Origin of the sequence: Clostridium sartagoforme (assembly GCF_004794105.1) — a bacterium.
Lineage (GTDB): Bacteria > Bacillota > Clostridia > Clostridiales > Clostridiaceae > Clostridium > Clostridium sartagoforme_B.
In genome coordinates, this window is the sequence record NZ_SRYR01000007.1 from 12,787 (window position 1) to 26,431 (window position 13,645).

General features: G+C 27.8%; 12 protein-coding genes. 8 read left to right on the plus strand and 4 right to left on the minus strand.

The genetic code is table 11. The features are described 5' to 3' along the window. Positions 1–13 precede the first annotated feature (13 nt). Positions 14–1,063 carry a non-hydrolyzing UDP-N-acetylglucosamine 2-epimerase gene (gene wecB / locus E5347_RS12140; protein WP_136007495.1) on the minus strand — a complete coding sequence of 350 codons (1,050 nt, stop codon included), beginning with the start codon at positions 1,061–1,063 and terminating at the stop codon, positions 14–16. 166 nt (positions 1,064–1,229) lie between these two features. Here wecB and E5347_RS12145 point away from each other — a divergent pair, with 166 nt between their 5' ends. The 6 genes from E5347_RS12145 to E5347_RS12170 all read left to right on the plus strand — a co-directional run bounded on the left by E5347_RS12145 (position 1,230) and on the right by E5347_RS12170 (position 6,966). Beyond that, positions 1,230–2,573, plus strand: a complete 1,344-nt coding sequence (locus E5347_RS12145) for a glycosyltransferase family 4 protein (RefSeq protein ID WP_136007496.1) — start codon at positions 1,230–1,232, stop codon at positions 2,571–2,573. A gap of 27 nt (positions 2,574–2,600) precedes the next feature. Next, positions 2,601–3,209, plus strand: a complete 609-nt coding sequence (locus E5347_RS12150; RefSeq protein ID WP_136007497.1) for a sugar transferase — start codon at positions 2,601–2,603, stop codon at positions 3,207–3,209. Positions 3,210–3,227: 18 nt separating this feature from the next. Beyond that, positions 3,228–4,316: a Gfo/Idh/MocA family protein gene (locus E5347_RS12155; protein WP_136007498.1), complete on the plus strand. Its 1,089-nt coding sequence runs from the start codon at positions 3,228–3,230 to the stop codon at positions 4,314–4,316. 156 nt (positions 4,317–4,472) lie between these two features. Then, a complete protein-coding gene (locus E5347_RS12160) occupies positions 4,473–5,060 on the plus strand; it encodes a hypothetical protein (protein WP_136007499.1) in 588 nt (195 codons plus the stop codon). Positions 5,061–5,066: 6 nt separating this feature from the next. Continuing rightward, positions 5,067–5,957, plus strand: a complete 891-nt coding sequence (locus E5347_RS12165; protein ID WP_136007500.1) for an ATP-binding cassette domain-containing protein — start codon at positions 5,067–5,069, stop codon at positions 5,955–5,957. Further along, on the plus strand, positions 5,941–6,966 hold the full coding sequence (locus E5347_RS12170) for a hypothetical protein (RefSeq protein WP_136007501.1): 1,026 nt from the start codon (positions 5,941–5,943) through the stop codon (positions 6,964–6,966). The genes E5347_RS12165 and E5347_RS12170 overlap by 17 nt, the downstream gene beginning before the upstream one ends. 348 nt (positions 6,967–7,314) lie before the next feature. On the opposite strand, the gene brnQ is transcribed toward E5347_RS12170, so the two are convergent. Further along, positions 7,315–8,586: a branched-chain amino acid transport system II carrier protein gene (brnQ, locus tag E5347_RS12175; protein WP_136007502.1), complete on the minus strand. Its 1,272-nt coding sequence runs from the start codon at positions 8,584–8,586 to the stop codon at positions 7,315–7,317. 284 nt (positions 8,587–8,870) lie between these two features. Here brnQ and E5347_RS12180 point away from each other — a divergent pair, with 284 nt between their 5' ends. Both E5347_RS12180 and galU read left to right on the plus strand, forming a co-directional pair. Then, entirely contained in the window at positions 8,871–9,761 is an 891-nt protein-coding gene (locus E5347_RS12180; protein ID WP_136007503.1) for a UDP-3-O-(3-hydroxymyristoyl)glucosamine N-acyltransferase, read from the plus strand. 107 nt (positions 9,762–9,868) lie between these two features. Then, on the plus strand, positions 9,869–10,738 hold the full coding sequence (gene galU / locus E5347_RS12185) for a UTP--glucose-1-phosphate uridylyltransferase GalU (protein ID WP_136007504.1): 870 nt from the start codon (positions 9,869–9,871) through the stop codon (positions 10,736–10,738). 246 nt (positions 10,739–10,984) lie between these two features. On the opposite strand, the gene E5347_RS12190 is transcribed toward galU, so the two are convergent. Both E5347_RS12190 and trpS read right to left on the minus strand, forming a co-directional pair. Beyond that, positions 10,985–12,202 (minus strand): O-antigen ligase family protein, encoded by a 1,218-nt coding sequence (locus E5347_RS12190; RefSeq protein WP_136007505.1) that lies wholly within the window; start codon positions 12,200–12,202, stop codon positions 10,985–10,987. A gap of 110 nt (positions 12,203–12,312) precedes the next feature. Next, positions 12,313–13,320 (minus strand): tryptophan--tRNA ligase, encoded by a 1,008-nt coding sequence (trpS, locus tag E5347_RS12195; RefSeq protein ID WP_136007506.1) that lies wholly within the window; start codon positions 13,318–13,320, stop codon positions 12,313–12,315. Positions 13,321–13,645 lie beyond the last annotated feature (325 nt).

Genomic DNA, 13,645 nt, shown 5'->3' on the forward strand with positions numbered 1-13,645 from the left:
TGCAGCTTTAATATTAACTTATTATTTCAGAAATTATATCAGCAGCATTACCATTTCCAAATACATTTATAGGTTCAGTAGTAGGATTAAAATTTAGAATAGAGTTTTTAATTTTCTCTTTATCACAACCAACAAGAGTATTCCATCCATTATTAACGGTTTCTACCCATTCAGTTTCATCCCTCATAGTAATGCAAGGTACTTCTAGGAAATACGCTTCTTTTTGGATACCACCACTATCTGTAACTATTTTTTTTGAATTGTTCATTAATTTTATCATATCTAAATATCCAACAGGATCAATGATTTTAATTCTATCTGATAGGTGTAAATTATAGTCCTTTATAAATTTTTTAGTTCTTGGATGAAGTGGAAGTATTATATTTTCATCTGAACTATTTAAAGCTTCTATTATATTTGAAAGTCTATTAATATCGTTAGTATTTTCAGCTCTATGGATAGTTGATAATATATAGTGTTTTTTATCGATATTTAGTAAGTCAAGAATTGAAGACTTGGTTTCAGCTTTATTTTTAAATAAGTTAATAGCATCAAACATAACATCACCTGTATTATAGACACCTTCAGATATTCCTTCAGCTTTTAAGTTGTTAACAGCTGTTTCTGATGGCACAAAAAGATATTTAGAAAGGTGATCTGTTAATATTCTATTTTGTTCTTCAGGCATGTTTTTATTAAAGCTTCTTAGCCCTGCCTCTACATGGGAAACTGGAATTAATAATTTACTAGCAACTAAGGCGCCAGCTAATGTTGAATTAGTATCTCCGTAGACTAATACCATATCAGGTTTTTCTTTAAGATATATTTCTTCTAATGAAATTAACATATTACCAGTTTGGTAACCATGATTTCCAGAACCTATTTTTAAATTGTAATTTGGCTTAGGAATTTCTAACTCCTCAAAAAATATATCAGACATATTTGAGTCATAATGCTGCCCAGTATGTATCAGTATTTCTTCGTGATTTTGTCTAAGTTTATTTGATACAGCGGCAGCTTTTATAAACTGTGGTCGTGCACCAATTACTGTTATAATCTTCATTTTAATCCTCCTAAAATATTAGTTTGAATATAATATTATATTAGCATAATTAATGATAATATAGAATAGTACACTATATTATAGCAATAAAGAAATATTTATAGTATAATTAAATTTAGTTTTTATATTATAAAAATTGATTTTATAAAAATTGTGAGGTATTTGTATGAATAAAAATGTGTTATTCATTGCGTATCATTTTCCGCCTATAGGAGGAAGTGGTGTTCAAAGAAGCTTAAAATATGTAAAGTATTTACCTGGTAATGGATATAATCCTATAGTTTCAACTGTGAAAGATGGACATAATTTTGCTTATGATTATGGGATGTTAAAGGAAATTCCAGAAGAAGCTAAAATTTATAGATCTAATTCTGGGGAAATGCTTTGGTTAAGAGAAAAAATAGAAAAAGTTAATTCAGTCTTGAGCAAAATAAGAGGATCAAGTGGCAAAGAAGAAGTAAGTGATAGTATTACAATTTCTGAAGAAAGAGATACTATTAAAGATAAAATATTTAGGTATTTAGAATATAATTATTATATACCAGATACAAAGATTAGATGGTATAAACATGCAGTTAAGGATATAGAAAAGAGAATATTAAAAGAAAATGATATAGATATTATTTATTCTACATCTGCTCCATATACAGACCATTTAATTGCAATGGAAATAAAGAAAAAAACTAATAAACCATGGGTAGCTGACTTTAGAGATCCTTGGATAGGAAATGATACTATAATGAATAGGTATAGTGGCAAAAGAATAGAAATAGAAAAAAATATGGAAGCAGAGGTTATTGCCTTAGCAGATGTCGTTATAAATGTTACAGAGCCTATTACGGATATGTATAAGAAAAGATATCCTAAATATAAGAATAAATTTATTACAATTACTAATGGATTTGATGGTGGAGATAAAGAAGGTATAAAGAAAATAGAAAGTAGCAAATTTACAATTAATTATGCTGGTTTACTAGATTCATCAAGAACACCAAAAAGTTTAATAAAAGCACTAGAGAATATAGCAAAATATAAACCTGAAATAGTTAATTGTTTGGAAGTTAATTTTACAGGATATGTAGCAAATGATTTAATAAATATGATAAATTGCTCAGAAATATCTAATAATATCAAAGTTAATTCTTATGTAGAACATAAAGAAATATTAAATATTATGGGAAATTCAAATATTAACCTTATTATTTTACCTGATATTAGTGAAAGTAAGGGAGTGTTTACTGGTAAAATATTTGATTATATATTAGCAGAAAGGCCTGTTTTAGGTATAATGCCAGTAGAAGGTGTGGCAGCAAAGTTAATTAATGAAAATGGTATTGGATTAGCAGTTAATCATGGTGATATTAGTAAGATTGAGGAATTTATTCTTTCAGAATATGAAAAGTTTAAGTCAGGGGAAAATATAAATACTAATAGTATTAGTAGATGTGCACAATTTGATAGAAGAAATTTAACTAAACAGTTAGTAGATATTTTTAATAGATTAACGTAACTACTTATTATATATTATTAGAGGAAGATTAATATGTTTAATAAAATTATAAAAAGAATATTCGACTTTGTTGCATCTTTTGTAGGATGTATTATAATATCTCCAATTTACATAGTAATTGCTTTACTAATAAAACTAGATTCAAAGGGACCAGTGTTTTTTAAGCAAAAAAGGGTTGGGCAGTTTGGAAAAGAGTTTGAAATTTTAAAGTATAGGACTATGGTGGTAGATGCTGAAAAAATTGGTAAGCAAATTACAGTCGGTAAGGATTCCAGAATAACTAAGATTGGTCATATATTAAGAAAGTACAAGTTAGATGAATTACCTCAATTATTTAATGTTTTAAAGGGAGATATGAGTTTAGTTGGACCAAGACCTGAAGTTCCTAAATATGTTGAGCTTTATAATGATAAAGAGAGAGAAGTACTTAATGTAAAACCAGGAATAACAGATTTTGCTTCGATTGAATATAGAGATGAAAATGAATTACTAGGTACTGTAGAAAATCCTGAAGAATATTATATTGATGTCATTATGAAGCATAAGCTTAAATTAAACTTAAAATATATAAATAACAATAATATATTTATTGATATAGGGATTATATTTAAAACCATATTAAAGTGTTTAAATTAATTTGTAAAGGTGATGAATATGAAGAATTTAAATTTTGCAATTATAGGATGTGGGAGAATCTCATATAAGCATGTAGAAGGATTGCATGAAAATAAGGATGTAGCAAATTTAGTAGCAACATGTGATGTTAAGGTGGAACTTGCAGAAGCTAAAGCAAAAGAATATAAAGAAAAGATGAATGATAATTCTTTAAATGTTGGAGTATATGAAGACTATAAGGAAATGCTTGAAAAGGAAGATATTGATGTAGTTACTATAGCTACAGAAAGTGGATATCATGCAGAAATTGCAATTTACTGTATGAATAAAGGTAAGCATGTTATAGTTGAAAAGCCAATGGCTATGTCAATTGATGATGCTAATGAAATGATTGAAGTTGCTAAAAAGAATAATGTCAAATTATCAGTGGCTCATCAAAATAGATTTAACAAACCTATCCAAAAGCTTAGAGAAGCTATAGAAGATGAAAAGCTTGGTAGAATAATGAATGGTACTGCAAGAATTCTTTGGAGAAGAGATGACAACTATTATAAGCAAGCTCCATGGAGAGGAACTTGGGACTTAGATGGTGGTACTCTGATGAATCAATGTATTCATAACATAGATTTATTACAATGGATGGTTGGATCTGAAGTTGAAAGAGTATATGCAGAGTGTGATACGTATAGAAATCCAATAGAAGCTGAAGATTTCGGTGCTATAGTAATTAGATTTAAAAATGGTGCTATAGGAATAGTTGAGGGAAGTGCTGTTGTATATCCTAAGAACCTAGAAGAAACATTAAGTATATTTGGTACTGAAGGTACAGTAGTTATAGGTGGTCTTGCTGTAAATGAGCTAAAAACTTGGAGATTCGAAGGTGAAGATGAAGAAAGAGTTAAGAAGGACTTACAAGTTGAAATAGATAGCGTTTATGGAAAAGGACATACACCTTTATTTAGAGATGTAGTAGATGCTATAAATGAGGATAGAAAGCCATATGTAAGTGGAGAAGATGCAATAGTTCCTCTATCAATTATTTTAGCTGCATATAAATCAAGAAAAACTGGAATGCCAGTAAATTTCCCATTTACTAACTTCTCAAGCTCAGATATGAAGGAAAAATAAGAGGGGCCTTTCAGCTTAAGAAAATTTTAAGATTACAAAAGTTTTATTAAGAAAATATTTATTGTTAATAAAGAAGATTAAAAATATAATACTAAGTGTAGGAGTTTTTTACACTTAGTATTTTTTTTACAATTTATCATATTAGGAGAAGGAAAGATGAAAAAGTCTACAGTATTAGCCTGTATAGGTGTTATAATAGCTTTTCTTATAGTGGGAGCCTTAGGGAATAAGAAAGATTTTTATGAAAAACAAGAAAATTTTAAGACACCTGAAGAAGCTATAGTTAACTTTATTGGATATGCCAATATTAGTGAAACTATAAAAGCTGAAAATGGATATTATGAGAAGATTTCAAGGAAGTTTCTAGAAAGCATTTCAAGAAGATATAGATTATATATAGGGGATGATAGGTGGAGCTATATAAATAGTCAAATACCACAATTTTCTAGTTATGATTTAAAAGAGATTACAGAAAATGATTTGGATTTCATAAGGGATTATTATGAGGGCTCTTTAGAACAAATACCCAATTATATAAAGCCTATAGACAAAAGGTTTTATTCTTTAAATGGAAATGCAAGTAATATGAAGTATAATGATGATAGACATCCTAATGAGGATGGTACTTTTAATAATGAATTTGATATTGAAGAAGCTGAGATGATTTTGTATCTAGTGGTTGTTGATGAAGGTGAAGGATACGTAGTTGATTATTACTATGTAAATAATGTAGTGGAAGGTTAAATAGATATGTTAGAGGTTAAGAATTATTCTTTTAAGCATGGAGACAATAAAATATTAGATAACATAAGTTTTACCTTGGAAAGTGGAAAAATATTAGGACTAGTAGGACCAAGTGGAGTTGGTAAGACTTCATTAATTAGAGGAATAGTTGGCTTATATAAAGGTGAAGGATCGATTTTGCTAAAAGGAGAAGAAGTATATGATAATCCTAAAGTGAAAAATAAGATAGCTTTTGTACCTGATGAACATAGTAGCTTTTATTTAATTAAGATATCTGAAATTATTAATTATTATAAATCAATTTATAAGAGTTTTGATGAAGAAAAGTTTTATGAAATCAATAAAATATTTAAAATTCCATTAAATAAAAGATTTCTTCAGTTATCAAAAGGTATGAAGATGAGAGTAAATCTAATGATTGCTTTTTCATTAAATTCTGAACTTCTTATTTTAGATGAGCCACTTTCAGGGTTAGATCCTATATTAAAAGAAAAGCTTTTAAAGCTTATAGTAAAAGAAGGGGCTAAAAATAATAAATCTATAATAATAAGTACTCATAATCTTATTGAGCTTGAAAAAATTTGTGATGAAGTTATTATTTTGCATAATGGTAGTATAGATTATCATAATTCTTTAGATAAGATTAGACGTAACTTTAAGAAGATACAAGTTGCTTTCGATATGCCTGTATATGTTGAGGACTTAACTTTTAAAGGTATTTTTAGAATTTCTCAAGTTGGAAGGGTATTTACTATAATAGTTGAAGAAAATTGTGAGGAGTTTAAAGAATGGCTTAAGAGATTTAAACCTTTATTTTTAGAAGAAATAGATTTAAGTCTTGAGGAGGTATTTATTAATAGAATAGAGGGGAAGTGCATTGATGAAGAAATACTTTAATAAGGCTATATTTTATCAAGGTGATGGAAGCATTCTAGTTCCCTTACTAGTTACTTATATTTCAGCTTTTATAATAAATTTATTAGCTACATCTACTTATTTTAGTTGGTATATTAGAACTCAATTGTATAATCATAGCAATAAAGAAAATATTTTAACTATTCCTCATATTTTTTTATTTGGCTTATATATGGTAGTTATATATGTAATTACTGTTGGGGTTTTTAAAAGGAAAAAGTGGTCTACATTGCTTGCAGGGCCATTTTCTAGGATGGATATAAGAAAAAGAGAATTTCTTATAATTAGCATGTCCTCTTTAGTATATATAATTGCTTTTTTATACGCTATATTAAGGGGTTGGTCTAGTGAAAGTGAAATATTAAGTTATATTGGAGGTTTCTATGAGTTAGTACTTCTAGATACTTTAAAATTAATATGTATAGCAGTTTTAATAATAGGAGTTCTAGCTCTATTAGATTCTATTTTTTCAAATATTTATTATTTATTTGGAACTATAGTATTTAGTTTTATATATTTAGTTTTTTTATACATCAATTTTGGACAATCATTAAGTTACTATAAAAATAGTTATATATATGGATTAGACTATATTATTAATGGTACCATGGAGTATATTGGTTATTCCAGTATAGGGAATCCTATGACTAATTTTCAAGTAATAATGATATCTATGATTCTTTTATTAGTGGGTATTGTACTTATATTTATATCAAAGAAATTAACTAATAAAATGCTACTTGAAGATATGAATGAAGGGATAATATTTAATTTACCAAAAAAAATTGCAAGATTTATGATTATTACTTTTCCAGGGATGCTATTAGCATTAGTTATATCAGAAATGATTGACTCTATGTATTTTATGTATTCTTTAGGGACATATAAATTATCTATTATAAGACTGGGAATAATAATAGTAGTAAGTATTATTTCACATTTTATATTAAAGAAAATTACCATAAAGCCTAAGGAAATATATAGACTTTAGTGGAAGTAAGGGTTAAGAAGTAAGAGTGAAGAGACAAGAGGTAATAGTGAGAAGGTAAGAGTGGAGAAGTAATAATTAAAAATTAAGAATTGTAGAGGAAACTGTAGCGGATCTGAGTTTCTGAAATTAAATAATCTTAGTAATGAAAGAAATAATAATATGAAAATACTTATTGATTTTTACTAGGCTATCTATATAAATTTCAATTAATTATTACTAGTTACTAATAATAAAAAAGGTTGTCGGAAAGACAACCTTTTTTTAGCTTAACATTTAACACTCCGAAAGGAGTTTTTTTCTTAATTTTCCATTCTTAATTCTTCATTTTTCATTGCAAACTAAGCTTGATTAATTTGCCACAACATTTTCATCTTTTATTTCTCTAAATATAACATGTCCCAATACAATAGAAATTATAGTTGGAATTAACCATCCAAAGCCTAGTTCAGCAAGTGGAATAAAGTTTAAGTTTATACCAGGAATAGCAAATAATATCCCAAAGATTAATGAAGTATAAACTCCAAGTCTTATAGCTTTTATGTTAGTTAAGAACTTTGACATTAGTGTAGTTAATATTAATGTTATACAAACAGGATATAAAATATTTAATACTGGTGCTGATAGTACAACTATCTTATCTACACCTAAGGTTGCAAGTAATAAGCTTACTATAGATATTACAACTGCATTTATCTTAAAAGGTAACCCTCCATTAGAAATTTTTTCGAAGAAGGAAGAACCAGCAGATAATAAGCCTATAGATGTAGTTAAGCATGCAAGGCACATGGCAATTCCTATTAAAGCAGGTCCAACAGAACCTAGGATATTTCTAGATATTAATAATAATAATCCAGTCTTACCTATTTCACCAGTAGCTAGTTCAGTAGTTTGAGCTCCTATATAAGTTAATCCACCATATACAAAAGCTAGTCCAATAACAGCTACTAAGCTTGATTTCAATATCATTTTAGGCATTTCTTTGTCTTTATATCCCTTAGTTTTTAATGAAGTAGTTATTACTCCAGCAAATAGTAATGCAGCTATAGCATCCATAGTTTGATAACCTTCTAATAATGAAGTAGAAAAAACATTTATAGCATTAGTTTCTGTAATAGCACCTATTGGCATAACTAAGCCTTTTACTATTAAGATTACTAAAAGAGCTATAAGAGCTGGGGTTAGGAATTTACCTATAGTATCTATTATTGAAGTTTTTCTTAATACGAAAAATAAGTTAATTGCAAAATATATAGCCATTGCTATAAAAGGTGTAACCTTTGGGAAAAAAGGATTAACAGTTAACTCAAAAGTAGTTGCAGCTGTTCTAGGTATTGCAAGCATAGGCCCTATTGTTATAAATAAAATAGCAGTAAATATTATTGAAAATTTATTACCAATTTTACTAGATAAGGTCTTAAAAGTACCATCCCCTTTAGAACAAGCAATTATTGCAAGAAGAGGTAGTCCAACTCCTGTTATGGTAAATCCAATAATTCCAAGTATATATTGATCTCCAATTGTGTTTCCTAAGAAGCCAGGAAATATTAAATTACCAGCACCAAAAAACATTGAAAACAATGCAAATCCAACTATGATAGAATCTTTCGTGGTTTTTTTCATTAGTATCCTCCAAATAAGTTAATATAAATTTCTACAAAATTTTCATTTAAAATTATTAAAAATTTAATATTTCTATATAAATATTAAATAATACTTATTGATATTATCATATTATTAAATATTATTCAATAAATAATTGGATTATAAAGTTAGCGAAAAATTGGTATAATGTATATAAGTTGTAATGAATATTCTATATTTTATTAATATATATTTGATATTTACAATATTTAAGTGAGGAATTCTTTCAGCAACTTATATAAAAATTAAATTAGGAGGACCTTATGTTATTAAGCGAAGTTATTAATTTAAAAGAAGGCTTAGAATTATTAAAAGATGGGGAGTTTACGTCATTAGGTTTAGCAATATCTGAATGTGATGAAAAGATACTTACTTTTATAGAAAGTGAAAAGTATATAAGTGGTTTAAGTGATAAAATTACAGCTCTTATTACAACGAGAGAAATAGGAGAAAAGTTAAAATATAAATATGGAATAATAGTTACAGAAAGACCTAGGAATGATTATTTTAAGTTACATAATATACTTTCTTTAAAAGATGGATATAGAAGAGAAAGTTTTGATACAACTATAGGAGATGGTTGCAAAATAAGTAAGCTATCTTCTATTAGCAATAAAAATGTTGTAATTGGAAATAATGTAATTATAGAAGAATTTGTAGTTATAAGAGAAAATACTGTTATAGGTGATAATAGTATTATAAGAGCAGGAGTTATCCTTGGTGGTGAAGGGTATGAGTATAAGAGAACTGATGGAATAATTATGAATGTTAATCACTGTGGTGGAGTTATAATTGGAAAAAATGTTGAAGTGCAATATAACTCATGCATAGATAAAGCATTGTATACATGGGATAATACAATAATTGGAGATTATTCTAAGCTTGATGATTTAGTTCATATAGAGCATGGTGTTAAGGTTGGAGAAAGGTGTTTGATTGCATCAAGAAGTACTTTTGGAGGAAGAACTGTAATAGGTAGTGACTCATGGGTTGGACTTGGAGCTATAATATCTAATGGACTAGTATTAGGAAGTAAGGTAAGTATAAGTTTAGGATCAGTAGTTACTACAAATTTAAAAGATGGAGAAAAGGTTTCTGGTAATTTTGCTATTAATCATGATAAGTATATAGATTTTATAAAGAAAATTAGATAAGAGCTTAGTAAGTTAAATATTAACAATTATCGATTGTTTTATACATTTTATTATGATAAAATTAAATATGATAATTATGTAAAGATAATTGATTGTGAGGGATAATAATGAAAGTAAGAAAAGCTATTATACCAGCTGCAGGACTTGGAACAAGATTCTTACCTGCAACTAAAGCTCAACCAAAGGAAATGCTTCCTATAGTTGACAAGCCTACTATTCAATATATTATTGAAGAAGCAGTAGCATCAGGAATTGAAGAAATTCTAATAATTACTGGTAGAAATAAAAAATGCATTGAGGACCATTTTGATAAGTCTGTAGAACTTGAAATGGAGCTTGAAAAGAATCATAAAGAAGAGCTTTTAGAGTTAGTTAGAGGAATATCAGATATAGCTGATATTCATTATATAAGACAAAAGGAACCTAAAGGTTTAGGTCATGCTATTTTATGTGCAAAGGCTTTTGTAGGAAATGAACCTTTTGCAGTACTTCTAGGTGATGATGTAGTTGATTCAGAAGTTCCATGTTTAAAACAATTAATGGATTGCTACAAAGAATATAAAACTTCAATACTAGGAGTTCAAACAGTAGCAAAAGAAGATGTAAATAAGTATGGAATCGTAGATGGAATCCATATTGAAGATAGAGTATATAAGGTTAAAAAGCTAGTTGAAAAACCAGCAGTAGAAGAGGCACCAAGTAATGTAGCTATATTAGGTAGATATATTATTACTCCTCAAATATTTGATGTGTTAGCTAACACTCAGCCTGGTAAAGGTGGAGAAATTCAATTAACAGACGCTCTTGAAACTTTAATAGAAAATGAAGCAATGTATGCATATAACTTCGAGGGAAGAAGATATGATGTTGGAGATAAGCTAGGATTCTTACAAGCAACAGTAGAATTTGCTTTAAAGAAAGAAGAGCTTAGAGAACCATTTATTGAATACTTAAATAGTAAAGATTGGAATAAATAATATAGAGTGATTCTTAGCTTCAGATGGAGTTTTCTTAATAGGAATACCTTACTCTATCTGAATCTTAGAAGAACTAATCCAGGAGCGTAGCAGTGCTTAACTCCCACTTATAGAAGGGGGAGTGTTAGCAATGATAGCGATCGGATAAAAGGTTGGATGAAAATTATATCGTCCAACCTTTTTTTGCTATCCTAGAATAAATGCAATCTTATTTTAAATTAATTTTAATGTTTTTAGTATTTAAATTCATGATTTAATTTTAATACTATTAATTTGAGTTGATATTCCTAATATAATAACCATCGTGGTTATTATTTTTAAGGATGAATAATAACAATCAATTAGATTCATAGCTTGAAAAGAAATAAAGGAAACTGTTATCCCTATTAATACTGATTTATTGAAAGAATTATTAGCATTAGTAATATATTTATATAATGTATATATTGTTAATAATAAAAACAATAGAAATACTATACTACCAACAATACCAAGCTCAACTTGAATTTTTAAAAATATATTATGGGGATGTAAAGCTTTATAGCTTCCATGTACCATTAAGTCTTTATTATGATAAATATAGTTTGGGTATTTTACTGAATAGTTCTCATATCCTATTCCAAAGTAAGGATTATCTTTTATCATTAATTCAGTAGCTTTCCATATTTTTATTCTACTACTATTTTGATCTGGGCTCAAAATATCTAATAACCTAGCACGACTTTGAGGAATAATTATTAAGGCAATAGGTATAGCTACGGATGCAATTAAAAATCTCTTATCATATATTATAGCTATTAAAACACAGCCGATAATTAATGCTAATAAAGCATTTCGAGATTGAGATAAAATTATATTAGCTACAAGTAATAGTGAAGAGACAAATAATATATATTTAACTTTTTTATTTTTTTCATTTAAAAATAAAAGTAATAGAATAAATAATGCCATTACGCTATAGGCACCTAAATTATTAGAGTTTTCTAAGAAGGAAACTATTCTATTCTCTTCATCTAAATGTAAGCTTGAAAAGTTAAGTTTAATTACTTGGAATATACTTATAAGACTAGAGATAACGGAAATACTTAAAAATGAATAAATTAACATTCTTGAATCTTTCTTTATTTCTACTTTATAAGCAATTGAATAATATACAAAGATATACATAGTAAACCTTATACTATTAACGATAGATAATCGTTTATCTTCAGCAAAAAGAACTGAAAAATACATTAATAGATTAAGTAGAAAAAGAGTAATGAATATTTTGTCTTTTAATAGTATTGGTATACTTTTAAGTGTTTTTAATCTTTCTTTCTTAAGTATAATAAAGCCTAGGAATTGGATTGCAAATAGTGAGTATAGAACTAAGTCTGAACTTAAAATTCCGTAGCTAGGAAGTATAGGATATAATGTTACGTATAAAATAGTAGAAATATTTAAAAGCTTTTTATATAAATTCATAATATACCTCTTATAAAATTTTAAAGTGAAAAGTTTTTGTGAAAAATATATTTATAGAAGAATACATATTAATTTATTTAATTTTAAATAAATTAATATGTATTAGTTAACTATCTTGGAATAAATCCAATCTTCTTTTGCATTTTTCTTAATGTTTTCATTGAAACATAGCTAGCCTTTTCAGCACCTAGCTTATAAATTTCTTCAAGGGCTTTTTTGTCCTTAAGAATTTCATTTACTTTATTTTGGACTGGCTCTAATTCAGAAACTATTGCATCAGCAACATCCTTCTTTAAATCAGCATATCCTTTATCTTTATAGTAAGCTACTAACTCTTCAGATGTAGAACCATTAATAGCTATTAATATATCTAAAAGATTCTTAACTCCTGGTTGTTCATCAGTGTAATTAATAACACCAAGACTATCTGTAACTGCTCTAGAAACCTTCTTTTTAATTACTTCAGGTGGGTCCATAATTAGGATATAACTATTTGGATTATCATCTGATTTAGACATCTTCTTTGTAGGTTCTTGTAAGCTCATAATCTTTGCCCCTATTTTAGGGATATATGGGTCTGGTACTTTAAATGTTGGACTATAAGCATTGTTAAATCTATTTGCAACATCTCTAGCTAACTCAAGGTGTTGTTTTTGATCCTGACCAACAGGAACTAAATCTGTATTATATAAAAGGATATCAGCAGCCATTAATACTGGATAAGTAAATAGCCCTGCCCCTATAGAATCACCATATTTTTGAGACTTATCTTTATATTGTGTCATTCTTCCTAGTTCACCCATATAAGTATTGCAAGTTAATAACCAAGCAGCTTCACTATGAGCTGGAACATGGGATTGAATAAACAATGTATTTTTTTCAGGTACTATTCCTGAAGCTATATATATTGCAAGAACTTCAAGTGTTCTTTGTCTTAAATCTTTTGGCTCTTGTTTTACAGTTATTGCATGTAAGTCAACTACACAAAAATAACAATCAAATTCATCTTGTAGCTTTACCCAATTTTTTATAGCACCAAGATAATTTCCTAAGGTTAATTGCCCAGAAGGTTGAATACCACTAAAGATAACCTTCTTCTTCTCTGTATTATTTTCCAATTAAAGCACTCCTTTCATTTGTGCAAATCCATTACTATATAACGTTTAACTATATAATTAATTATAGGTATGCTAAATCACCATGTCAATAAATGAATTAAATTGTATAGGAGTATTTAACATATTATGCTCAGCCTCCGTCGCACGCTCCAAGTCGGCTTACGCAAAATATGTTAAAGACTCCTTGAATAATTTAAATTTACGGATGAAAGCCTACTGAAGGAAGAAATTCAGGCGAGCTGAATTTCAATAAAAATTAGTGTAATAGCCTAAAATATTTTAAATGCTGAATTACTAGCAAAGATAAATTGACGGTGAAGTAAGC

Bases quoted from the DNA above. Each gene is read 5' to 3' on its own strand.
- wecB (WP_136007495.1), bottom strand. From the start codon at position 1,063: ATGAAGATTATAACAGTAATTGGTGCACGACCACAGTTTATAAAAGCT.
- E5347_RS12170 (WP_136007501.1), top strand. From the start codon at position 5,941: ATGAAGAAATACTTTAATAAGGCTATATTTTATCAAGGTGATGGAAGC.
- E5347_RS12145 (WP_136007496.1), top strand. From the start codon at position 1,230: ATGAATAAAAATGTGTTATTCATTGCGTATCATTTTCCGCCTATAGGA.
- galU (WP_136007504.1), top strand. From the start codon at position 9,869: ATGAAAGTAAGAAAAGCTATTATACCAGCTGCAGGACTTGGAACAAGA.
- E5347_RS12165 (WP_136007500.1), top strand. From the start codon at position 5,067: ATGTTAGAGGTTAAGAATTATTCTTTTAAGCATGGAGACAATAAAATA.
- E5347_RS12180 (WP_136007503.1), top strand. From the start codon at position 8,871: ATGTTATTAAGCGAAGTTATTAATTTAAAAGAAGGCTTAGAATTATTA.
- E5347_RS12155 (WP_136007498.1), top strand. From the start codon at position 3,228: ATGAAGAATTTAAATTTTGCAATTATAGGATGTGGGAGAATCTCATAT.
- E5347_RS12190 (WP_136007505.1), bottom strand. From the start codon at position 12,202: ATGAATTTATATAAAAAGCTTTTAAATATTTCTACTATTTTATACGTA.
- brnQ (WP_136007502.1), bottom strand. From the start codon at position 8,586: ATGAAAAAAACCACGAAAGATTCTATCATAGTTGGATTTGCATTGTTT.
- E5347_RS12160 (WP_136007499.1), top strand. From the start codon at position 4,473: ATGAAAAAGTCTACAGTATTAGCCTGTATAGGTGTTATAATAGCTTTT.